This is a genomic window from Geodermatophilus sp. SYSU D00965, assembly GCF_054050075.1.
Genome location: NZ_JBJGYQ010000013.1, coordinates 59,610 through 82,143 on the forward strand (window position 1 = coordinate 59,610; position 22,534 = coordinate 82,143).

Below are 22,534 nucleotides of genomic sequence, written 5' to 3' on the forward strand. Positions count from 1 at the left end.
CCCGACGCGCGCAGGCTCGCGCCGGGACCCTGCAGGAGGGCCACCGTCGTGTCGCACTGATGGGCAGTGCCCGGGACGGGGCCCGACCGTCGGTAGATTGGAGTCCCGGTGAGCGAGCCGTCTCGCTTCCGCACGAGCACGGCAGCACCGGGAGCGCGCTCGACGAGCGCCGGCGAGGAGGACGTGTGACCCCGACCGAGGACGGGTCGGTGCTCCGTCGGTCGGGGACCACCCCGCCGGCCGGTCCGGTGACCCTCGCCGACCTCGGTGACCTGGTCGGTGCCCCGGTGCAGGGCGACCCCGCGACGGTCGTCGCGCGGGTGACCCTCGCGTCGGGCGAGGTCACGCCCGGCACCCTCTACGCCGCCCTGCCCGGCGCCCGCACCCACGGCGCCCGGTACGCCGCCGACGCCGCGGCCCGCGGCGCGGTCGCCGTCCTCACCGACCCGTCCGGCCGGGAGCAGGCCCTCGCCACCGGCCTGCCGGTCTGCGTCGTCGACGACCCGCGCGAGCTGCTCGGCGCCGTCGCCGCCCGCGTGTACGGCGAGCCGGCCCGCCGGCTGCAGGTCGTCGGGATCACGGGTACCAACGGCAAGACCACGACCAGCTACCTGGTGGAGGCCGGGCTGGCCGCGGCCGGACGGCGGACCGGGCTGGTCGGCACCGTCGAGACCCGGACCCGGACGACGGCGGCCGACGGCACCGCCACGGTGACGGCGATCCGCAGCGTCCGGACGACGCCCGAGGCGCCCGCCCTGCACGAGCTGCTGGCCACGATGGCCGACGCCGGCGTGCAGACCGTGGTCATGGAGGTCTCCAGCCACGCCCTGGTGCTCGGCCGGGTCGGCGGCATCCCGTTCGCCGCCGCCGGGTTCACCAACCTCGGCCGCGACCACCTGGACTTCCACGCCGACCTCGAGGACTACTTCCTCGCCAAGGCCCGGCTCTTCGACGGCCGCGCCGCGGTCGAGGTGATCGACGTCGACGACCCGCACGGACGGCGGCTGACCGGCATGCTCGGCGGGCGCCGTCCGGTCACCGTCTCCAGCCGCTGCGCCGACGCCGACTGGTGGGCCGACGAGGTCTCGGTCCCCGCCGACGGTGGCTCGGCGTTCACCCTGCACGGCCCCGGCGGCCGCAGCTGGCCCGCCCGCGTGCGGCTGCCCGGGCGGTTCAACGTGGCCAACGCCGTCCTCGCCGTCGCCCTGCTCGACGCGGTCGGCGTCCCGGTGGAGGCGGCGCTGACCGGGCTGGCCGACGTCGTGGTGCCCGGCCGCATGGAGCCGGTCGACGCCGGCCAGCCGTTCGTCGCCGTCGTCGACTACGCGCACACCCCCGACGCGGTCGACACCGCCCTGGCCGCCCTGCGCGCCGCCACGCCCGGCCGGGTGATCACCGTCCTCGGCTGCGGCGGCGACCGAGACCCCGGCAAGCGCGCCGGGATGGGGGAGGCCGCCGCGCGGGGCAGCGACCTGCTCGTCGTCACCGACGACAACCCGCGCTCGGAGGACCCCGCCGCCATCCGCGCCGCGATGATCGCCGGCGTGCCCGCCGACCGGCGGGACGCGGTCCTGGAGATCGGGGACCGCCGCGCGGCGATCGCCGCCGCCGTCGCCCGGGCCCGCCCCGGCGACGCCGTCCTCGTGGCCGGCAAGGGCCACGAGACCGGCCAGGAGGTGGCCGGCACCGTGCACCCGTTCGACGACCGCGCCGTGCTGCGCGAGGCGCTGGCGGGCGCCGTGGAGGAGACCCCGTGATCCCCCTGACCCTGTCCGAGCTGGCCGAGGCGGTCGGGGGGCGGCTCGCCTCCGGCGCGGGAACGGTCACCGGGAAGGTCACCGTCGACTCGCGCACCGTCGCGCCCGGCGACCTGTTCGTCGCCGTGCCGGGGGAGCGAGTCGACGGGCACGACTTCCTCCCCGCCGCGGCCGCCGCCGGCGCGGTCGCCGCGCTGACCACCCGCCCCGACGACGCGTTGCCCTGCGTCGTCGTCGACGAGCCGGTGGCCGCGCTGGGCCGGCTGGCCGCCGCGGTGCACGCTCGGCTGGCGCGGGGGCGCCTGACGACGCTGGGGATCACCGGCTCCTCGGGCAAGACCTCGACCAAGGACCTGCTCGGGCAGGTGCTGGCCGCCGCGGGCCCGACGGTCAGCCCGCCCGGCTCGTACAACAACGACATCGGACTGCCGCTCACCGTGCTCGACGCCGACGAGAGCACCCGCTTCCTCGTGCTGGAGATGGGCTCCCGCGGGCCCGGGCACATCGCCCGGCTCTGCCGCGTCGCCCGCCCCGACGTCGGGGTGGTGCTCAACGTGGGCTCGGCGCACCTGGGCGAGTTCGGCTCGCCGGAGGGCATCGCCGCGGCCAAGGGCGAGCTGGTGGAGGCGCTGCCGGAGGAGGGGACCGCCGTCCTCAACGCCGACGATCCCCGGGTGCTCGGGATGGCCGCCCGCACCCGGGCGCGGGTGCTGACCACCGGCCGGGGGGCCGACGCCGACGTCCGGGCCGAGGACGTCGTCCTCGACGACTCCGGCCGGGCGCGGTTCACGCTCAGCGCTGCCGGCGCGAGCGCCGCCGTCTCCCTGCAGGTGGTGGGGGAGCACCAGGTCGCCAACGCGCTGTCGGCGGCCGCGGCGGCCCTCGCCGCGGGGATGCCGCTGCCCGACGTCGCCGCGGCGCTGTCGGCGGCCGTGCCGCGCAGCCGCTGGCGGATGGAGATCGCCCGCCGGGCCGACGGGGTCACCGTGGTCAACGACGCGTACAACGCCAACCCCGAGTCGATGCGGGCCGCGCTGGCGGCGCTGACCCGGCTGCCCGGCCGGCGGCGGATCGCCGTGCTCGGCGCGATGGCGGAGCTGGGCCCGGGGGCCGACGGCGAGCACGAGCGGCTCGGTCGCGACGCGGTCGCCGCCGGGGTGGACCTGGTCGTGGCCGTCGGTCGCGATGCGGTAGGGATAGCGCGGGGCGCGTCCGCTGCCGGCGCGACCGAGGACGAGGGCGCGGTGCACGTGCCCGACCGGGCGGCCGCCCGGCAGTTGCTCACGGAGGTGCTGGTGCCCGGTGACGTCGTGCTGGTGAAGGCCAGCCGGTCCTACGGGCTCGAGGTGCTGGCCGCCGACCTGCTCGACGCCGGGGCAGGCGCGTGAAGTCCGTCCTCATCGCCGCCGCGTTCGGCCTGGTGATCTCGATCCTCGCCACCCCGGTGGCCGTGCACCTGTTCCGCCGGAAGGGCTTCGGCCAGGAGATCCGGGACGACGGTCCCGAGACCCACCTGTCGAAGAAGGGCACGCCCACCATGGGCGGGACGGTGATCGTCGCCGCCACGGTCGGCGGTTACCTGATCGCCCACCTGTTCCTCGTCAACCAGCCCGGCCGGGGCGTGACCGCCAGCGGCCTGATGGTGCTGTTCCTCATGGTGGGGCTCGGCACGGTCGGCTTCCTCGACGACTACCTCAAGATCCGGTACCGGCGCAGCCTGGGGCTGAACAAGACCGCCAAGCTGGTCGGCCAGCTCGTCGTGGGCGTCGCCTTCGCCGTCCTGGCGATCAACTTCCCCGACGACGCGGGCAACACCCCGGCCTCGACGTTCGTCTCCTACGTCCGCGACATCGCCCCGCTGGCGCTGGGGTCGATCGGGTTCGTCATCCTGGCCTACCTGTTCATCGCCGGGTTCTCCAACGCGGTGAACCTCACCGACGGTCTGGACGGCCTGGCCGCCGGCTGTTCGGCGATGGTCTGCGGCGCCTACACGATCATCTCGTTCTGGCAGTTCACCCACGACTGCACGACCGAGCTCATCGACGGCTGCTACCAGGTCCGCGACCCGCTCGACATCACCCTGGTCGCGGCCGCCGGCCTCGGTGCCTGCCTGGGCTTCCTGTGGTGGAACACCAGCCCGGCGCGGATCTTCATGGGCGACACCGGGTCGCTGGCCCTCGGCGGGCTGCTGGCCGGCCTGGCCATCGTCACCCGCACCGAACTGCTGCTGATCGTGCTCGGCGGGCTGTTCGTCGCGGTCACCCTGTCGGTCGTGATCCAGGTCGCGTTCTTCCGGGCCACCCGCCGGCGGGTCTTCCGCATGGCCCCGCTGCACCACCACTTCGAGCTGGCCGGCTGGACCGAGAACACGGTGATCGTCCGCTTCTGGCTGGTCACGGGCATGGCGGTGGCCTTCGGGCTGGGCCTGTTCTACGCCGACTGGCTGACCATCACCGGGCTGTGAGCCCCGGCTGGTGAGGGAGGCGCTGCCGCGACACGCCCCGTCGGTCCCCCGGGACACGCGCGGGAGCGGCGACGATGGCCCGATGGAGTCCACCGGCGTCCCCCCGGCCGGCGGACGGCGGACCGCGGCGGCCGGCCGGGTGCGGCCGTCGTCCCCACGCCGGTTCGCCGGGCCCGCCTGGCTCGACGGGCCCATGACCAGCTGCCACCTGGTGGTCGGCGCGGCGGGCCTGCTGCTGGCCATCGGCCTGGTCATGGTCTTCTCCGCCTCGGCGATCGAGGCGGCGCTCGACGACCAGCCGGCCTGGCGGCCCGGGGTCGACCAGGTCGTGTTCGCCTGCATCGGGCTGGGCGCCCTGCTCGTGGCGGTGCGGCTGCCCGTCGGGCTGATCCGCCGCTGGGCGCCGCTGGCACTGGTCGCCTCGGCCCTCTCGCTGCTGCTGGTCTTCGTGCCCGGCCTGGGGATGGAGCTCAACGGCTCCCGGGCCTGGCTGGACCTGAAGATCACCAACTTCCAGCCGTCGGAGCTGGCCAAGCTGGTCTTCGCGCTGTGGGGCGCGCACATGCTGGCCCTGCGGGGCCGCTTCCTGACGGTCAAGTCGCTGCTGGTCCCGCTGCTGCCGGTGTTCGGGGTGCTGGCGGTCCTGCTCTACCTCGAGCCCGACTTCGGCGGCATCGTCACCCTCGGCCTGGTGCTGGTCGGCCTGCTGTGGGGCGCGGGCCTGCCCAAGCGGTTCTTCGCCTGGGGGGCGGGCGTCGCGGCGCTGGGGCTGTGGGCCATGGTGATCGCCGCGCCCTACCGGATGGCCCGGATCACCTCGTTCCTCGACCCGTTCGCCGACCCCTCCGACAGCGGCTTCCAGGCCATCCGCGGCTTCTACGCCCTCGCCACCGGGGGACTGTGGGGGGTCGGGCTGGGCAACTCCGCGATGAAGTGGAACCTGCTGCCCGAGGCCGAGTCGGACTACATCTTCGCCATCATCGGCGAGGAGCTCGGGTTTCTGGGGTGCCTGGTGGTGGTCACCCTCTACGGTGTGCTCGCCTACGCCGGCTTCCGGATCGCCCGCAACTCCACCGACCGGTTCGTGCAACTGGCCAGCGTGGCCATCACGGTCTGGCTGGTCGGGCAGGCGGCCATGAACATGGGGTACGTGGTGGGCGTCCTGCCGGTCACCGGGGTCACCCTGCCGCTGGTCTCGGCCGGCGGCACCTCGCTGGTGCTCACCCTCTTCATCGTCGGACTGCTCATCCGCTTCGCCCGGTCAGAGCCCGACGCGATCGAGCACCAGCGCCGGCGCGAGCGCGGCCGGCTGACCCGTCTGCTGCTGCCGATCCCCGCGCAGGCGGTGGACCCGGTCCGGCCGCGGCGGAACCGCCCGGCGCCGGAGGCCCCCGGCGACCGGCGGCCCGAGCGTTCCGCGGGGCGGGGCGAGCGGGCCCGGCGGCCGGCCGTCTCGGGCAGCCGCACCGTCGCCCGGGTCGCCGTCGACCCCGCGCGGGAGCGGACCCCCGCGCGCGAGCGCCGCACCCCCGACGGCCGCGGGCGGACCGGCGAGGCCCGCCGGCAGCCACCGCCGCGCGCCCGCTCGACGGCGCCCGAGTCCCCCCGGCGGCCGCGGTGAGTGGGGCCTCCCACGGCGACGGGCCCGTGGGCACCCGACCCCTGAGCGTCGTCCTCGCCGGCGGGGGCACCGGCGGGCACATCGAGCCGATGCTCGCCCTCGCCGACGCGCTGCTGCGCCGTGCCGTGGAGGAGGGCGGCCCGCGGATCACCTGCCTGGGCACCGCCCGCGGCATGGAGACCCGGCTGGTGCCCGCCCGCGGCTACGACCTGCGGCTGATCCCGCCGGTGCCGCTGCCCCGCAAGCCCACCCCCGACCTGCTCCGGGTCCCCGGCCGGGTGCGCCGGTCGGTGGCCGAGACCCGGGCGCTGCTGCGCGAGCTCGAGGCCGACGTCGTCGTCGGCTTCGGCGGGTACGTGGCGCTGCCGGCCTACCTGGCCGCCCGCCGCGAGCGGGTGCCGGTCGTGGTCCACGAGCAGAACGCGCTGCCCGGGCTGGCCAACCGCATCGGTGCCCGGCTGGCCGCTCGGGTCGCGGTCACGGTGCCCGGCACGCCGCTGCCCGGCGCCGAGCAGGTCGGCATGCCCCTGCGGACGGCGCTCACGACGCTGGACCGCGCCGCCCGCCGCGCCGAGGCCCGCGCGGCCTTCGGCCTGGACCTCGACCGGCCGACGCTGCTGGTCTTCGGCGGGTCCCAGGGCGCGGCCTCGCTCAACCGGGCCGCCGTCGGCGCGGCCGACGCGCTCACCGCGGCCGGCGTGCAGGTGCTGCACGCCCGCGGACCGAAGAACACCGACGTGACCGTGCCCGCCCGAGCCCCGGGCGGCGCCCCCTACGTCGTCGTCGACTACCTGGAGCGGATGGACCTCGCCTACGCCGCCGCCGACCTGGCGCTGTGCCGGGCGGGCGCGGTGACCGTCGCCGAGCTGGCCGCCGTCGGGCTGCCCGCGGCCTTCGTGCCGCTGCCGATCGGCAACGGCGAGCAGCGGCGCAACGCGCTGCCGCTGGTCGAGGCCGGGGGAGGACTGCTGGTGGACGACGCCGACCTGTCGCCGTCCTGGATCGAGGAACACGTGCTCCCGCTGATCACCGACCCGGCCGCGCTGGCCGGGTACGCCCGGCACGCCGCGGCGGCCGGCGCGCCCGACGCCGACGAGCGGCTGGCCGACATCGTGCTGGAGGTCGCCCGTGCCCGCCGCTGACGTGGCCGCCTGGAGCGCCCCGGTCCCGACGCTGGAGGAGCTCGGCGCGGTGCACTTCGTGGGCATCGGCGGGGCCGGCATGAGCGGGATCGCGCGGATCCTGCTGGCCCGCGGGGTCCCGGTCTCGGGCAGCGACCGCCGGGACACCCCGACCCTGCTCGCGCTGCGCGCCCTGGGCGCCCGGGTGGAGCTGGGCCACGACGCGGCGAACCTGGGCGACGCCGACACGGTGGTGGTCTCCACCGCCATCCGCGAGGACAACCCCGAGCTGGCCGCAGCCCGCGCGCGGGGGCTGCGGGTGCTGCCCCGGGCCGTGGCGCTGGCGGCGGTGATGGCCGGCAAGCGCAGCGTCGCGGTGGCCGGCACCCACGGGAAGACCTCGACCACGTCGATGCTCACCGTGGCCGTCCAGTCCTGCGGCGCGGACCCGTCGTTCGCCATCGGCGGCGACCTCAACGAGTCGGGCAGCAACGCGCACGCCGGGCGGGGCGACGTCTTCGTCGCCGAGGCCGACGAGAGCGACCGCTCCTTCCTCCTGCTGGCCCCCCACGGCGCGATCGTCACCAACGTCGAGGCCGACCACCTGGACAACTACGGGGACCTGGCCGCGGTCGAGGCCGCGTTCGACCGGTTCCTCACCACCGTCGACCCGGCCGGGTTCGTCGTCCTGTGCGCCGACGACCCCGGGGCGGCGCGGCTGCGGGGGGTGCCGACGCCCGCGCGGGTGCGCACCTACGGCACCGCCGAGGACGCCGACCTGCGGCTGCTCGACATCGAGGTCGGGCCCGACACGACCGCCTGGACCGCCGTCCTGGACGGCGAGGTCCTCGGCCGGGTGCAGATCCGGGTGCCGGGGGAGCACATGGCCCGCAACAGCGCCGCGGCGCTGCTGGCCGGGCTGGAGCTGGGCCTGCCCGCAGACGGGCTGATCGCCGGGCTGGGCCGGTTCGGCGGGGTGCACCGCCGGTTCGAGCTCAAGGGCGCCGTGCACGGCGTGCGGGTCTACGACGACTACGCCCACCACCCGACCGAGGTCGCCGCGCAGCTGCGGGCGGCCCGGGCGGTCGCCGACGGGGGCCGGGTGGTGGTGGCCTTCCAGCCGCACCTGTACAGCCGCACCCGCGAGTTCGCTGCCGGCTTCGGGGAGGCCCTCGGCCTGGCCGACGAGGTCGTCGTGATGGACGTCTACGGCGCCCGCGAGGACCCGGTGCCCGGCATCACCGGCGCGATGGTGGCCGACGCCGTCCCGCTGCCGGCCGAGCGGGTGCTGTTCGAGCCGTCCTGGTCGGCCGCCGCACCGGCCCTGGCCGACCGGGCCCGCCCCGGCGACCTGGTGATCACGATGGGCGCCGGCAACGTCTCGATGGTCGGCCCGGAGGTGCTGGAGGCGCTGCGCGCCCGCGGCGGCGACGACCCGGCGGTCCCGGCCCGGTGAGCCGCTCGGGGTCGACGACCCGTGACCGAGCCCGCGTCGCCGGGGCCGGACCGGACCCCGCCCGCCGACCCGCGCGGTCGCCCCGGCGGCCGCGCCCGGACACCCCCGCCGCCCGCCGCCGCCGGCTGCTCGTCCGGGTGGGCGTCGCGGGGACGGTCGTGGTGCTGCTGGCCTGGCTGCTGTGGGGGAGTCCGGTACTGGGCGTGCACCGGATCCAGGTGGACGGCGCCGGCAGCCTCACGTCCGCCGAGGTGGTCGACGTCGCCGGCATCGCCGAGGGCACGCCGCTGCTGCGGGTCGACGTCGACGTGGCCGAGGCCCGGGTCGCCGGGCTGCCGCAGGTGGCGTCGGTCGAGGTCGCCCGCGGCTGGCCGCGCAGCGTCGTCATCACCGTGGTCGAGCGGGTGCCCGTGGCCGAGGTGGAGAAGGACGGCGCCCGGTGGCTGGTGGACGCCGGCGGGGTGCTCTTCGACACCGTGACCGGCAGCACGCCGGACGGCGTGGTGCCCCTCGACGTCGCCCACCCCGGCCCCGACGACCGGGTGACCCGCGCCGCTCTGTCCGCGCTGGTCGCGCTGCCCGAGCAGGTGCGCGACGACCTGGCCGGCGCGTCGGCCACCACGACCGAGGACGTCACGCTCACCCTCGACGACGGCACCACGGTGCTGTGGGGGAGCGCCGACCAGGGCGAGGACAAGGCGCAGGCGCTGGTCGGGCTCCTCGACCAGCTGGACTCCGGCGCGCTGGAGCCCGCCGACGAGATCGACGTCAGCGCGCCGCGGGCGGTCGTCCTGCGCTGAGCGGCGGACACCCCGTCCTCCGCACCGCTCCCGGCGAGCCACTGCACGGGGCCGGCCGGGGTGGCCGCGTGCGGGAGGTGCGCGGCAGGCTGGCCGGGTGACCTCCTCGCCGATCAGCCGGTTCCCCGTCCCTCCCCGCGACGAGCTCGCCGAGGAGTTGCGCGAGCGCTACGCCGACGTCGAGGAGCGCTCGGGCTTCCTGCCCAACGTCTTCGGCGCGCTGGCCTGGCGCCCGGCCGAGGCCGCGGCGTTCTTCGCGATGCACGACGCGCTCATGGACAAGGAGACCCCCGGGCTGTCCAAGGCCGACCGGGAGATCGTCGTGGTCGCCACCAGCGCGGCCAACGACTGCCTGTACTGCGTGGTGGCGCACGGGGCCATCGCCCGCATCCGCGCCCGGGACCCGCACATCGCCGACCAGGTCGCCGTCGACTGGCGCAAGGCGCCGCTGCCGCCACGCATGCACGCGGTGCTCGACGTCGCCGTCCGCCTGGCGGTGGCGCCGGCCACGGTCACCGCCGCCGACCTCGCCGGCCTGCGCGCCCACGGGCTCACCGAGGACGACGTGTGGGACGTCGGCGCGATCGTGGCGCTGTTCGCGCTGTCCAACCGGCTGGCGCACTGGGCCGCGATCCCGCCGAACGACGAGTTCTACCTCCTGGGCAGGCTGCCCCGGGAGTGAGACGGGACCCGTGGCCGACCGCCGCTCGCTCGCGGCGGCACCCGGCAGGGGCCGGGCCGCAGCGGACCGCCCAGTTCAGGAGCGCGGGACGACACGCGCGGCGCCGCGACACGCCCGACGCGCGACATCACTTTTCCGAGTTCGCGGTCGTCGGTGTGTCGGGGCCCTCGACCTGCACATGAGACGTTCCGGACGCGCGTCGTCACACCGCGTGATACGAATGTGACTACTGGGTCATCCGGGATCCGTGGGAACCCGCCCGGTCGACACGCCGGTCGCTGCAGGGTGTTTGTGGGGCCTCTGGCGCCCCTTTAACTTCGTCCGCGTCGACCCAGTTGACATAACTATAAGGCTTTACTTGAGGATGAGGGTCGAGGTCGGGAGCCCCACATGACACCTCCGCACAACTACCTCGCGGTCATCAAGGTCGTCGGCATCGGCGGCGGCGGCGTGAACGCGGTGAACCGGATGATCGAGGTCGGCCTCAAGGGGGTCGAGTTCATCGCCATCAACACCGACGCGCAGGCGCTGCTGATGAGCGACGCCGACGTCAAGCTCGACGTCGGCCGCGAGCTGACCCGCGGGCTCGGCGCGGGCGCGCAGCCCGACGTCGGCCGGCAGGCCGCCGAGGACCACCGGGAGGAGATCGAGGAGGTGCTCAAGGGCGCCGACATGGTCTTCGTGACCGCGGGGGAGGGCGGCGGCACCGGCACCGGTGGCGCGCCCGTCGTCGCCTCGATCGCCCGCAAGCTCGGCGCGCTGACCATCGGCGTCGTCACCCGCCCGTTCTCCTTCGAGGGCAAGCGGCGGGCCGTGCAGGCCGAGTCGGGCATCGAGGAGCTGCGCAACGAGTGCGACACGCTCATCGTGATCCCCAACGACCGGCTGCTGCAGCTCGGCGACCGGAACGTCAGCGTCATGGACGCCTTCCGCACCGCCGACCAGGTGCTGCTCTCCGGTGTCCAGGGCATCACCGACCTGATCACCACGCCCGGTCTGATCAACCTGGACTTCGCCGACGTCAAGTCGGTCATGTCCGGTGCCGGCTCGGCCCTCATGGGCATCGGCAGCGCGCGCGGCGACAACCGCGCCCTGCTGGCTGCCGAGCAGGCCATCGCCAGCCCGCTGCTCGAGGCCTCGATGGAGGGCGCGCACGGCGTCCTGCTGTCCATCTCGGGCGGGTCGGACCTCGGGCTGTTCGAGATCAACGAGGCCGCCTCGCTGGTCTCCGACGCCGCGCACGCCGACGCGAACATCATCTTCGGTGCCGTCATCGACGACGCCCTCGGCGACGAGGTGCGGGTGACCGTCATCGCCGCCGGCTTCGACGGCGGCAAGCCGGCCGGCCGCAAGGACGCCGGGATCGCCTCGGTGCCCACCGCGGCCCCCGTGGCCCCGCCGGCCGCCCCGCGGCTGCCGGTGCACCCGCAGCCGGTCACCGGCGCGCAGCCGGCGCAGACCGGCGAGCGGCTGCTGGGCTCGGCGTCCTCCCTGCCGCCGGTCCAGCCGGCGCCGCCGCTGCCCTCGACCTCCCAGCTGCCCGCCCGGCCCGCGGCCGGTCAGGGCATCACCGTGCCGCCGCTGCCCCCCGCGCAGAGCGCCGGTGCGGGAGGACGCCGGCCGCTGTCGGACGAGGACTTCGAGGAGGAGCTCGACATCCCGGAGTTCCTCCGCCAGTAGAAGGACCCCCGTGCCCCCCACCGCTCGCACGCTCGCGGCGGGCCCCTGCAGGAGGGCCGCCCGTGCCCCCCACCACTCGTCGAAGGACCCCGTCCTCCTCACCACTCGCAGGCTCGCGGTGAGCCTCTGGACGGGGCCGTGACGCAGCCCCCGGCCGCTCCGCAGGCGGTGCGACCCCGGCGGGTCGTCACCGACCGGCGGGGCGGCCGGTCCCGTTCGCCCTACGACTCCTTCAACCTCGGCGGCCACGTCGGCGACGACCCGGCGGACGTCGACGCCAACCGGGCGCGGCTGGCCCGCGAGCTCGGCGTCGACGGCGACCGGCTGGTGTGGATGGACCAGGTCCACGGCACCGGGGTCGCCGTGGTCGACGGCCCCGTCGAGGTCCCGCTCCCGGCGACCGACGCCGTCGTCACCCGCACGCCGGGCCTGGTGCTCTGCGTGCTGGTCGCCGACTGCGTGCCGGTGCTGCTGGCCGATCCGGTCGCCGGGGTGGTGGCCGCGGTGCACGCCGGGCGGGAGGGGGTCCGGCGCGGCGTCGTCCCGGCCACGCTGGCGGCGATGACCCGGCTGGGCAGCCGGCCGGGCGACGTCACGGCCCTGCTGGGTCCCGCGGTCTGCGGGGCCTGCTATGAGGTGCCGCGCGCGATGCAGGCCGAGGTGGCCCGGGTGGCGCCGGCGGCCGCCGTGCGCACCCGCAAGGGCACGCCCGGGCTGGACCTGCGCGCGGGGCTCGCCGAGCTGCTCCGCTCCGCGGGCGCCGGCCAGGTGGTGCACGACCCGCGGTGCACGGTGGAGGACCCCCGGCTGTTCTCCCACCGCCGGGACGGCGTCACCGGGCGGCAGGCCGGGGTGGTCTGGCTCGGCTGAGGCAGGATCGCGGGCGTGACCACCCCCGCGGACCGGCTCGCCACCGTGCGTGCCCGCATCGCCGCCGCCGCCCGCGCCGCGGGCCGTGACCCGGCCTCGGTGGACCTGCTCGCGGTGAGCAAGACCTGGCCGGCGTCCGCCGTCCGGGAGCTGGCCGCCCTGGGTCAGTCCGACTTCGGCGAGAACCGCGCCCAGGAGCTGGTGGCCAAGGCCGGTGAGCTGACCGACCTGCCGCTGCGGTGGCACTTCGTCGGCCAGTTGCAGCGCAACAAGGCCGCGGCGGTGGCCCGCCTGGGGGCGGTCGTGCACTCCGTGGACCGGCTGTCGCTGGCCCGCGCGCTCGCCCGGGCAGGGGTGGAGCTCGGCCGCCCGGTCGAGGTCTTCCTCCAGGTGGACCTCGGCGGCCCCGAGGGCGAGCTCGCCGCCCGGGGCGGGGCCGACCCCGCGGAGGTCCCCGGGCTCGCCGACGCCGTCGCCGCCGAGGAGGGCCTGCGGCTGCGGGGCCTCATGGCGGTGGCGCCCCGCGACGCGGACCCCGGTCCGGCCTTCGCCCGGCTGGCGGAGCTGGCCGAGCGGGTGCGCGCCGCCCACCCCGGAGCGCGGGAGCTCTCCGCCGGGATGACCGCGGACCTGGAGCAGGCCGTCGCCGCCGGGAGCACGCTCGTGCGTGTCGGTACCGCGCTCTTCGGCGAGCGCCCCCTACCCTCCCGAGAGGACGAGTCACACCAGTCACACGGGTCCCACCAGCCCGGGTGACCGACGCGGGCAACGCTCGCGGAACCGGAGGGGGAGGGCCGATGGCCGGAGCCATGCGGAAGATGGGCATCTACCTCGGGCTCGTCGAGGACGACGACGCCCGCGCGTACGGCCGGTACGACGCCCGGCAGCCCGACCACGCCGACCGGTACGACCGGGTCGAGGACCGTCGCTACGACCGGTACGCCGCGGACGACCGCTACGACGACCGCTACGCCGAGCCCGGCGACCGCTTCGCCGACAGCGACTACCGGGCCGACGACTTCCGCGACGCGGACTACCGCCAGTCGGACTTCCGCGACTCCGAGTACGAGGACGCCGGGTACAAGGGCTCGGGGTACAAGGACGCCGGGTACAAGGAGTCCGGCTACAAGGAGCCCGGCTACTCGTCCGACTACGCGGCCGACCGTGAGGCCGACCTGCCCGAGCCGAGCCCCGAGCCGGTCACCCTGCCCCGCCGCACCGGCTCCACGCGCAACCTCGGACTGGCGCCCGCCGGCACCTCCGGCACCCCCCGCCTCGGTGGGCTGGCCGGCGCCACGCCCGCCTCCGGCGCCGGGTCCACCGCCTCGGGCGCCGCGGGCCTGGCCGCCGCAGCCGCCCCCGAGCCGGCACCCGCTCCGGCCCCGGCTCCCGCGCCGCAGCCCTACCGGATCACCACCCTGCACCCGAAGACCTACAACGAGGCCCGCCAGATCGGCGAGGCGTTCCGGGACGGCAGCCCGGTCATCATGAACCTCACCGAACTCGACCACGCCGACGCGCGGCGGCTCGTGGACTTCGCTGCGGGACTGATCTTCGGGTTGCGCGGTAGCATCGAGCCCGTCACGAACAAGGTGTTCCTCCTCAGCCCGAGGGACGTCGACGTGACGGCCGAGGACAAGGCGCGGATCCGCGAGGGCGGCTTCTTCGCCGAGTCCTGAGGCGACCGGCAGGACTCCGACCCGGCACGCGAGGTGCCCCGAACGAACGAGGACCGTGGCTCTCTTCTGGCAGATCGTCTCGTCGGTGCTGCTCGTCTTCCTCGTCCTGCTCTTCGCGCGGTTCGTCGTCGACTGGGTGATGGTCCTGGCGCGCAGCTGGCGTCCCTCCGGGATCGTCGCCGCCGGACTCGAGGTCGTGTACGCGACCACCGACCCGCCGCTGAAGGCCATCCGGAAGGTCATCCCGCCCCTGAACCTGGGCACCATCCGGCTGGACCTCGGGTTTATGGTGCTCTTGATTGCCGTGTACATCCTGCGTGGCATCACGACCTCACTCGCCGCCACCGCGTGACCCCTGAACCCGCCGGGGAGGGCGACGTCGGAGGCTGGGTGCGGTCCGCCGTCGCTCGTCCGACAACGTCCCTGTTCCCGCTGTCCGACCCGAGGTGACCCCGATGCCACTCACGCCTGCCGACGTGCACAACGTCGTCTTCAAGAAGCCGCCGATCGGCAAGCGGGGCTACGACGAGGACGAGGTGGACGCGTTCCTCGACGTGGTCGAGGCCGAGCTGGCGCGGCTGATCGAGGAGAACAACGAGCTCCGCGCGGGCTCGACCACCGGCCGCACCCCGCGCCAGGAGGCTCCCGAGCCGCCGGCCCCGGCCCCGGCGGTGGCCCCGCCGCCCCCGCCGGCCGCTCCGCGCGAGGACGACAGCGCCCGCGCCTCCCGCATGCTGGCCCTCGCGACGGAGACCGCCGACCGGTACGTCAACGAGGCCAAGGCCCAGGCCGACCAGATGGTGGCGACGGCCAAGAGCAACAGCGACCGCATGGTCACCGACGCGCGGGCCAAGAGCGAGCAGATGGTCAGCGAGGCCAAGATGCGCGCCGACTCGATGGTCACCGACGCCCGCACCCGCGCGGACACGATGGAGCGCGAGGCCCGCGCCAAGGCCGCCGCCCTCGAGCAGGACGCCGAGCGCCGGCACACCGAGGTCATGGGGTCGCTGGAGGAGAAGCGCAGCAGCCTGGAGCGCAAGATCGAGGAGCTGCGGACCTTCGAGCGCGAGTACCGCACCCGCCTGCGGTCCTACCTCGAGTCCCACCTGCGCGACCTGGACAGCCGCGGCTCGGCCGAGCCGGCCTCGAACAGCCGCCAGAGCCAGCACGCGACCGCGTAGGACAGGACCCCGCACCACGGGCCCCCGGACGACGTCCGGGGGCCCGTCGTCGTCTCGGCGCCCCCGGCTGTCCGGGGCGCACCGCGTACGCGCCCGGTTACAGTCGGCGCGTGATCTTGGCTGCGGGCCTGCTGGTGTTGATCGGTCTGGGGTTGTTCGGCGGCGGACTGGTCACCGGCCTCACGGCCCTGTACTGGGGGTGCGTGGCGGCCTGCGCACTCGCCGCCGTCCTGCTGGTCATGGCCCGGAGCGGGATGGCCCGGGAGGCCGCCGACTTCGCCGCTCGCACACCGGAGGCCCCGCGGCGCCCCCGGGAGGCCGGCCGCCGGGTGCCGGAGGGCCCGGCCCCGCCGCCGCGGGGCCAGGTCGCGCTGCCGGACCCGGCCCCGCCGCGGTGGGAGGAGGCGCCGCTCGCCGAGCCGGAGCCCGACGACGAGCCGTCCACCGGCGCGCACGCCGCGGTCGCCCGCACGACGACCCCGGACGTCGGCGCGGACGGCGAGCCGGCCGAGGAGGACGTCGAGGTCACCGACCTGCTGCTCGTCGTGGACCTGCACGACGACGTGCTCGTGGTCGACGAGCACCCGCGGTACCACCTGGCCGGCTGCCCGCACCTGGCCGGCCGGACGGCGGTGCCGTTGCCCATGGTCGAGGCCCGCGCCGACGGGTTCACCCCGTGCGCCGTGTGCCGCCCGGCCCGGCACGCCGCCGAGACCGAGCGCGCCCGCCGCCAGGCCGCCCGCGAGTGACTGGTCCGCGGGCGGCCCTGGACGGGGTCCTGCTTCAGCTCTCCGCGCGGGCCACCCAGAAGCGCGAGCCGGCCGGGCCCTCGACGCCCTCGCCGGTGCCGGGCTGCTGCGCGTGCACCCGGACCGCGAGCACCTCGTCGGCCACCTGGGCGGAATGCTCGGTCAGCGCCTGGGCCATCTGCTCCCCGTCCGTCGCGTCGGCGGTCCACCACAGCTCGATGCGGTCGCTGACGGCCAGGCCGCTGGTCTTGCGGGCCTCCTGGACCAGCCGGACGGCCTCCCGGACCAGGCCGGCCCGCTCCAGCGCCGGGGTGAGCTCGAGGTCCAGCGCGACGGTGAGCCCGCCGCCGCTGGCCACGGTCCAGCCCTCCCGCGGGGTCTCGGTCACGACGAGGTCGCCCTCCTGCAGCGGCACGGCCGCCCCGTCGACCTCGACGCTCGCCGTCCCGGCGCGGTAGCCGGCGACGAGCGCGGGCGCGTCGGCGGCGGCGACGGCCTTGGCGACGGCCTGCACCTGCTTGCCCAGGCGGCGCCCCACGGCGCGGAAGTCGACCTTCACGCTGACGTCGACCAGGTCGCCGCCGACCGCGGAGAGGTCCATCAGCTCGGCCACGTTGAGCTCGTCGGCCACCTCGGCGACCAGGTCGCGGGGCAGGGCCGACCAGCCCGGCGCGGAGACGACGGCGCGGGCCAGCGGCTGGCGGGTGCGCACCTTGGCCGACGTCCGGGCCGAGCGGCCCAGCTCGACCAGCCGGCGGACCAGCGCGACCTGCTCGACGAGCCGGTCGTCGCGGGCCTCGGCGTCCACCTGCGGCCAGGAGGACAGGTGCACCGAGTCCGGCGCGTCGGCCAGCCCCGGCGTGACCGCCCGGGCCCAGACCTCCTCGGTGACGAACGGCGTGAACGGCGCCATCAGCCGGGTGAGGACGTCGAGCACCTCGTGGAGGGTGGCCAGCGCGGCCGGGTCGCCGTCCCAGAACCGGCGGCGGGAGCGGCGCACGTACCAGTTGGAGACGTCGTCGACGAACTGGGCGAGCAGCCGGCCGGCGCCCTGGGTGTCGAAGTCCTCCAGCGCCGCGGTCACGCCCTCGGTCACCGCGGCCAGCTCGGCCAGCGCCCAGCGGTCCAGCAGCGGCCGCTCCGCCCGCGGGGGAGCCTGCGTCGTGGCCGGGTCCCAGCCGTTGGTCTCCGCGTAGAGGGTGAAGAAGCTGGCCGTGTTCCAGTAGGTCAGCAGGACCTTGCGGACCACCTCGGACAGCGTCTCGTGCCCGACCCGCCGGGCCGACCACGGCGACCCGCCGGCCAGCATGAACCAGCGGACGGCGTCGGCGCCGTGCCGGTCCATCAGCGGGATCGGCTCGAGGATGTTGCCCAGGTGCTTGCTCATCTTCCGGCCGTCCTCGGCCAGGATGTGGCCCAGGCACAGCACGTTCTCGTACGAGTTGCGCCCGAACACCAGCGTGCCCACCGCCATGAGCGAGTAGAACCAGCCGCGGGTCTGGTCGATCGCCTCGCAGATGAACTGCGCCGGGTAGGCCGCCTCGAACTCCGCCTGGTTGCGGTACGGCGCCCCCCACTGGGCGAAGGGCATCGAGCCGGAGTCGTACCAGGCGTCGATGACCTGCGGCACCCGCCGGTAGGTGCCCTCCTCGCCGGGGCGGGTGAAGGTGACCTCGTCGATGAACGGCCGGTGCGGGTCCAGGCCGGACAGGTCCCGGCCGGTCAGCTCCGACAGCTCGGCCAGCGACCCGACGACCACCATGCGGCTCGGGTCGGCGTCGTTGCGCCAGATCGGCAGCGGCGTGCCCCAGTACCGGTCCCGGGACAGCGCCCAGTCGACGTTGTTCCGCAGCCAGTCGCCGTAGCGGCCCCACTGGATGTGCTCGGGGTGCCAGGAGGTCTTCTCGTTCTCGGCGAGCAGCTGGTCCTTGATCGCGGAGGTGCGGATGTACCAGGACGGCTGCGCGTAGTACATGAGCGGCGTGTGGCACCGCCAGCAGTGCGGGTAGCTGTGCTCGTAGCGCTGCTCGCGCCACAGCACGCCGCGCGCGGCCAGGTCGGCCACCAGCGTGTCGTCGGCAGCCTTGAAGAACCGGCCGCCGACCAGCGGGACGTCGGGCAGGAAGTGCCCGGTGTCGTCGATCGGGTTGACCACCGGGAGCCCGTAGGCCCGGCAGACCGCGAGGTCGTCGGCGCCGAACGCGGGGGACTGGTGGACCAGCCCGGTGCCGTCGTCGGTGGTGACGTAGTCGGCCAGGACGACGAAGTGGGTGTCCTCGCCCTCGGGGAAGTCGACCAGTTCGAACGGCCGCCGGTAGTGCACCCGCTCCCAGTCCCGGCCGGTGGTGCGGGCCAGCACCTCGACGTCGTCGGTGTCGCCGAAGACGGCGCCCAGCAGCGGCTCGGCCACCACGAGGGTGTCGTCACCGCGCCGCGCGACGACGTAGGTGACGTCCGGGTGGACGGCGACGGCGGTGTTGGACGGCAGCGTCCACGGCGTCGTCGTCCAGACCAGCAGGTCGGCCTTGCCGGCCCACTCGCCGCTGGTGACCGGCAGCCGCACGTAGACCGACGGGTCGGTGATCGACTCGTAGCCCTGGGCGACCTCGTGGTCGGAGAGCCCGGTGCCGCAGCGCGGGCAGTAGGGGGCGACGCGGTGGTCCTCGACGAGCAGGCCCTTGTCGAAGACCTGCTTGAGCGACCACCAGACGCTCTCGATGTAGGCGGGGTCCATCGTCCAGTAGGCGGTGGACAGGTCGACCCAGTACCCCATCCGGCGGGTCAGGTCGGAGAAGTCGCTGACGTGCCGCTCCACCGACTCCCGGCAGCGGGCGTTGAACTCGGCGATGCCGTAGCGCTCGATGTCGGGCTTCCCGGCGAAGCCCAGTTCCTGCTCGACGGCGATCTCCACCGGCAGGCCGTGGCAGTCCCAGCCGGCGCGGCGGGGCACGTGCCAGCCCTGCATCGTCTTGAACCGCGGGAACACGTCCTTGAACGCGCGCGCCTCGATGTGGTGGGTGCCCGGCCGGCCGTTCGCGGTGGGCGGGCCCTCGTAGAAGTTCCACTGCGGCCGGCCGACGGAGGCCTCCAGCGAGCGGGCGAAGACCTTGTCGGCCTCCCAGCGGCCCAGGATCTCCTGCTCCAGGACGGGCAGGTCGACCTGCGGGGGCAGCGCGCGGAAGGGACCGGGAGAGCTCACGCCCCCATTGTCCCCGAGGCGTCGACCGGGTCGTGGAACGGCTCCACGACGGGCGTACGGGAGACTGCGGAGGTGGTCAGGGGCGCGCGGTGAACACGACGGTCACCCTCGGCCTCGCGCTCGGGGCCGTCGTGGTCCTCGTGGCCGCCGTCGCGCTGCGCCTGGCCGACCGGCTGGGCCTGCCGAGCCTGCTCCTCTACCTGGCGCTCGGCGTCCTCCTCGGCGAGGACGGCCTGGGCGTGCAGTTCGAGGACGTGCAGCTGACCCAGACCCTCGGCGTGGCCGCCCTCGTGGTCATCCTCGCCGAGGGCGGCCTGACCACGCGGTGGAACGACGTCCGGCGGGCGATCGGGCCGGGCGTGGCGCTGGCGACGGTCGGCGTCCTGGTGAGCGTCGTCGTCACCGCGGCGGTCGCCGTCTGGCTGCTGGACTTCCCCTGGGCCTTCGCCCTGCTGCTGGGGGCCGTGATCAGCAGCACCGACGCCGCGGCGGTGTTCGCCGCGCTGCGCCGGCTGTCCCTCCCGCGCCGGCTGGCCGCCTCGATCGAGGCCGAGAGCGGGCTCAACGACGCCCCCGCCATCCTGCTGGTGACCGCGCTGGCGACCTACCTGACCGGGGACCACGGCGAGTCGTGGTGGCTGATCGGGCTGGAGATCGTCGCCGAGCTCGTCGGCGGCGCGGCGATCGGGGTCGCCGTCGGCCTCGGCGGCGCGGAGCTGCTGCGCCGGGTGGCGCTGCCGCTGGCCGGCTTCTACCCGCTGGCCACCCTCGCGCTGTGCGTGCTCGCGTTCGCCCTGGCCGACCTCGCCCACACCTCGGGGTTCGTCGCCGTCTACCTGGCCGGCGTGGCGCTGGGCAACCGCGCGCTGCCGCACCGGTCGGCCAGCATCGGCTTCGCCGAGGGCATGGCCTCCCTCGCCCAGATCGGCCTGTTCGTCCTGCTGGGGCTGCTGGTCTCGCCCGCCCGGCTGGACGAGGCGCTGCTGCCGGCCCTGCTGGTCGGCGGCGCCCTGCTGCTGGTGGCCCGGCCGCTGTCGGTCCTGGCCAGCCTGGTCTGGTTCCGGATGCCGCTGGCCCAGCAGGCGTTCATCTCCTGGGCCGGCCTGCGCGGGGCGGTGCCCATCGTGCTCGCCACGTTCCCGGTCGCCGCGGGGGTGGAGGGCGCGACCCGCATCTTCGACACGGTGTTCGTGCTGGTCGTCGTCTTCACGCTGATCCAGGGCTGGTCGCTGCCCTGGGTGGCCCGGCGGCTGCGGATCGCCGCGCCGGTGACCCCGCGGGACGTCGACGTCGAGTCCGCGCCGCTCGACGAGCTCGACGCGGACCTGCTGCAGCTGACCGTGCCGCCCGGGTCCCGGCTGCACGGGGTGTACCTGCCGGAGCTGCGGCTGCCCGAGGACGCCGCCGTCGTGCTCATCGTGCGCGACGGCCGGTCCTTCGTGCCCGGGCCCACCACCCGGCTGGTGCGCGGGGACCAGGCGCTGCTGGTGTCGGCCCGCCGCTCCCGGTCGGAGGCCGAGCGGCGGCTGCGCGCGGTCAGCCGCGCCGGGCGCCTGGCCTCCTGGCGTGGCGAGACCGGTGCCGCCACCGAGAGTGACTGAGAGGTGCGCGATCGACGACACCGCGAGGCCGGTGCGGGCCGGAGACGACGGAGGCCCCCTCGCGGTGTGCGAGGGGGCCTCCGTCGAGGGGCTGGGTCAGCCGTTGAGCTCGAGGGTCTGCATCGTCTCGGCGCGCACCTCGGCGAGCAGGGCCGGGTCGTCGGCCAGCCGGCGCCCGTAGGAGGGGATCGCCTCCTGCAGCCGCGGCCGCCAGGCGGGGATCCGGTCGGGGAAGCACCGCTCCAGCACGGTGAGCATCGCCGAGACCGCGGTGGACGCGCCCGGGGAGGCGCCCAGCAGGCCGGCGATCGAGCCGTCCCCGCCGACGACGAGCTCGGTGCCGAACTGCAGGACGCCGCGGCCGGTCCTCGGGTCCTGCTTGATGACCTGGACCCGCTGCCCGGCGGTGATCATGTCCCAGTCCTGCTGCTCGGCGAGCGGCACGAAGGCCTGGAGCGTCGCGTGGCGCGCCGACCGCGTCTGGAGCAGCTCGCCGACGAGGTAGCGGGTGAGCGCCATCTCGGTGCGGGCCACGCCCAGCATCGACCCGAGGTTGTTCGGCTTGACGCTGAGCGGCAGGTCGAACATCGAGCCGGCCTTGAGGAACTTCGGGGAGAAGCCGGCGTAGGGGCCGAACAGCAGCGAGTGGTCCCCGTCGATCAGCCGCAGGTCCAGGTGCGGCACCGACATCGGCGGCGCCCCGACGGCGGCCTGGCCGTAGACCTTGGCCTGGTGGGCCGCGACGAGCTCGGGGGAGCGGGTGCGCAGGAACATGCCGCTCACCGGGAAGCCGCCGAAGCCGCGGATCTCCGGGATGCCGGCCTTCTGCAGGAGCGGCAGAGCGCCGCCACCGGCGCCGACGAACACGAACCGGGTGCGGACGGTCCGCTCCTCGCCGCTGGCCGCGTCGCGGACGGTGACCGTCCACCGGCCGTCGCTGCGCCGGTCGACGGCGGTGACCCGCTGGCCGACGTGCACGTGGACGCCCCGGTCCTCGGCCGCGGCCAACAGCAGCCGGGTCAGGGACCCGAAGTCGACGTCGGTCCCGGCGGCCGAGCGGGTCGCCGCGACGACCTGGTCGGTGGGGCGCCCGGCCATCATCAGCGGCACCCACGAGGCCAGCTCGGCGGAGTCGTCGGTGTACTCCATGCCGGTGAACAGCGGGTGCGCGGCCATGGCCTCGTGGCGGGTGCGCATGTACTGCCGGCCGGCGTCACCGGTGACGAAGCTGATGTGCGGGACCGGGGTGATGAAGTCCTTGGGCGAGCCGGTCAGGCCCGCGCGCACCAGGTGCGACCAGAACTGGCGCGACACCTGGAACTGCTCGTTGATGGTGACGGCCTTGCTCACGTCCACCGAGCCGTCGGCTGCCGCGGGGGTGTAGTTCAGCTCGCAGAGGGCCGCGTGACCGGTGCCGGCGTTGTTCCAGGCGTCGGAGCTCTCACCGGCCACCGAGGGTCCGGACTCGAAGACGGCGACGCTCCAGTCGGGAGCGACGACACCGAGCAGCGACGCGAGGGTCGCGCTCATGATGCCGCCGCCGACGAGGACTACGTCGGGGTCGGTGGCGGGGGCGAGATCGGTGGACACGACGGCCTTCCGTGCTCGGGGGTGGCGCTGTACCTATCCAGTAACGGTGCCTAACCGTCCGAACATGTCACTCGCCGTGGTGAG

General features: G+C 75.3%; 18 protein-coding genes. 16 read left to right on the forward strand and 2 right to left on the reverse strand.

The features are described from left to right. The first annotated feature begins 185 nt into the window (after positions 1–185). From ACI789_RS13945 to ACI789_RS14015, 15 genes are all read left to right on the forward strand, one after another. Positions 186–1,757: a UDP-N-acetylmuramoyl-L-alanyl-D-glutamate--2,6-diaminopimelate ligase gene (locus tag ACI789_RS13945; protein ID WP_457009925.1), complete on the forward strand. Its 1,572-nt coding sequence runs from the start codon at positions 186–188 to the stop codon at positions 1,755–1,757. Beyond that, positions 1,754–3,145, forward strand: coding sequence for a UDP-N-acetylmuramoyl-tripeptide--D-alanyl-D-alanine ligase (locus ACI789_RS13950; RefSeq protein ID WP_457009927.1), 1,392 nt, complete (start codon positions 1,754–1,756; stop codon positions 3,143–3,145). Before ACI789_RS13945 ends, ACI789_RS13950 begins: the two co-directional genes overlap by 4 nt. Continuing rightward, positions 3,142–4,221 (forward strand): phospho-N-acetylmuramoyl-pentapeptide-transferase, encoded by a 1,080-nt coding sequence (gene mraY / locus ACI789_RS13955; protein ID WP_456919698.1) that lies wholly within the window; start codon positions 3,142–3,144, stop codon positions 4,219–4,221. The genes ACI789_RS13950 and mraY overlap by 4 nt, the downstream gene beginning before the upstream one ends. An 82-nt stretch (positions 4,222–4,303) precedes the next feature. Beyond that, positions 4,304–5,842, forward strand: coding sequence for a putative lipid II flippase FtsW (gene ftsW / locus ACI789_RS13960; protein ID WP_457009929.1), 1,539 nt, complete (start codon positions 4,304–4,306; stop codon positions 5,840–5,842). Between the two features lie 26 nt (positions 5,843–5,868). Then, on the forward strand, positions 5,869–6,984 hold the full coding sequence (gene murG, locus ACI789_RS13965) for an undecaprenyldiphospho-muramoylpentapeptide beta-N-acetylglucosaminyltransferase (protein WP_457009931.1): 1,116 nt from the start codon (positions 5,869–5,871) through the stop codon (positions 6,982–6,984). Then, entirely contained in the window at positions 6,971–8,419 is a 1,449-nt protein-coding gene (gene murC, locus ACI789_RS13970) for a UDP-N-acetylmuramate--L-alanine ligase (RefSeq protein WP_457009933.1), read from the forward strand. The genes murG and murC overlap by 14 nt, the downstream gene beginning before the upstream one ends. 137 nt (positions 8,420–8,556) lie before the next feature. Further along, positions 8,557–9,219 carry a cell division protein FtsQ/DivIB gene (locus tag ACI789_RS13975; protein WP_457009935.1) on the forward strand — a complete coding sequence of 221 codons (663 nt, stop codon included), beginning with the start codon at positions 8,557–8,559 and terminating at the stop codon, positions 9,217–9,219. A gap of 97 nt (positions 9,220–9,316) precedes the next feature. Continuing rightward, on the forward strand, positions 9,317–9,901 hold the full coding sequence (locus ACI789_RS13980) for a peroxidase-related enzyme (protein WP_456919703.1): 585 nt from the start codon (positions 9,317–9,319) through the stop codon (positions 9,899–9,901). A gap of 390 nt (positions 9,902–10,291) precedes the next feature. Further along, positions 10,292–11,581, forward strand: a complete 1,290-nt coding sequence (ftsZ, locus tag ACI789_RS13985) for a cell division protein FtsZ (protein ID WP_457009938.1) — start codon at positions 10,292–10,294, stop codon at positions 11,579–11,581. A gap of 138 nt (positions 11,582–11,719) precedes the next feature. After that, on the forward strand, positions 11,720–12,451 hold the full coding sequence (gene pgeF / locus ACI789_RS13990; protein ID WP_457009940.1) for a peptidoglycan editing factor PgeF: 732 nt from the start codon (positions 11,720–11,722) through the stop codon (positions 12,449–12,451). A 15-nt stretch (positions 12,452–12,466) separates the two neighbouring features. Continuing rightward, positions 12,467–13,207, forward strand: a complete 741-nt coding sequence (locus ACI789_RS13995) for a YggS family pyridoxal phosphate-dependent enzyme (protein WP_457009942.1) — start codon at positions 12,467–12,469, stop codon at positions 13,205–13,207. A gap of 41 nt (positions 13,208–13,248) precedes the next feature. After that, entirely contained in the window at positions 13,249–14,130 is an 882-nt protein-coding gene (gene sepF, locus ACI789_RS14000; RefSeq protein ID WP_457009944.1) for a cell division protein SepF, read from the forward strand. A gap of 55 nt (positions 14,131–14,185) precedes the next feature. Beyond that, on the forward strand, positions 14,186–14,482 hold the full coding sequence (locus ACI789_RS14005) for a YggT family protein (protein ID WP_456912228.1): 297 nt from the start codon (positions 14,186–14,188) through the stop codon (positions 14,480–14,482). A 103-nt stretch (positions 14,483–14,585) separates the two neighbouring features. Then, a complete protein-coding gene (gene wag31 / locus ACI789_RS14010; RefSeq protein ID WP_457009946.1) occupies positions 14,586–15,311 on the forward strand; it encodes a DivIVA-like cell division protein Wag31 in 726 nt (241 codons plus the stop codon). Between the two features lie 110 nt (positions 15,312–15,421). Beyond that, a complete protein-coding gene (locus tag ACI789_RS14015; RefSeq protein ID WP_457009948.1) occupies positions 15,422–16,060 on the forward strand; it encodes a hypothetical protein in 639 nt (212 codons plus the stop codon). A gap of 34 nt (positions 16,061–16,094) precedes the next feature. Here ACI789_RS14015 and ileS read toward each other — a convergent pair whose 3' ends face one another. After that, entirely contained in the window at positions 16,095–19,259 is a 3,165-nt protein-coding gene (ileS, locus tag ACI789_RS14020; RefSeq protein ID WP_457009950.1) for an isoleucine--tRNA ligase, read from the reverse strand. Positions 19,260–19,348: 89 nt separating this feature from the next. On the opposite strand from ileS, the gene ACI789_RS14025 reads away from it, so the two are divergent. Next, on the forward strand, positions 19,349–20,860 hold the full coding sequence (locus tag ACI789_RS14025; RefSeq protein WP_457009952.1) for a potassium/proton antiporter: 1,512 nt from the start codon (positions 19,349–19,351) through the stop codon (positions 20,858–20,860). Positions 20,861–20,956: 96 nt separating this feature from the next. Here the strand turns inward: ACI789_RS14025 and ACI789_RS14030 are convergent, their stop codons facing one another. Then, positions 20,957–22,450, reverse strand: a complete 1,494-nt coding sequence (locus tag ACI789_RS14030; RefSeq protein ID WP_457009954.1) for a malate:quinone oxidoreductase — start codon at positions 22,448–22,450, stop codon at positions 20,957–20,959. Positions 22,451–22,534: the final 84 nt, after the last annotated feature.

Excerpts from the sequence above, each read along its gene's own strand:
- ftsZ (WP_457009938.1), top strand. The coding sequence starts at position 10,292 with ATGACACCTCCGCACAACTACCTCGCGGTCATCAAGGTCGTCGGCATC.
- wag31 (WP_457009946.1), top strand. The coding sequence starts at position 14,586 with ATGCCACTCACGCCTGCCGACGTGCACAACGTCGTCTTCAAGAAGCCG.
- sepF (WP_457009944.1), top strand. The coding sequence starts at position 13,249 with ATGGCCGGAGCCATGCGGAAGATGGGCATCTACCTCGGGCTCGTCGAG.
- ftsW (WP_457009929.1), top strand. The coding sequence starts at position 4,304 with ATGGAGTCCACCGGCGTCCCCCCGGCCGGCGGACGGCGGACCGCGGCG.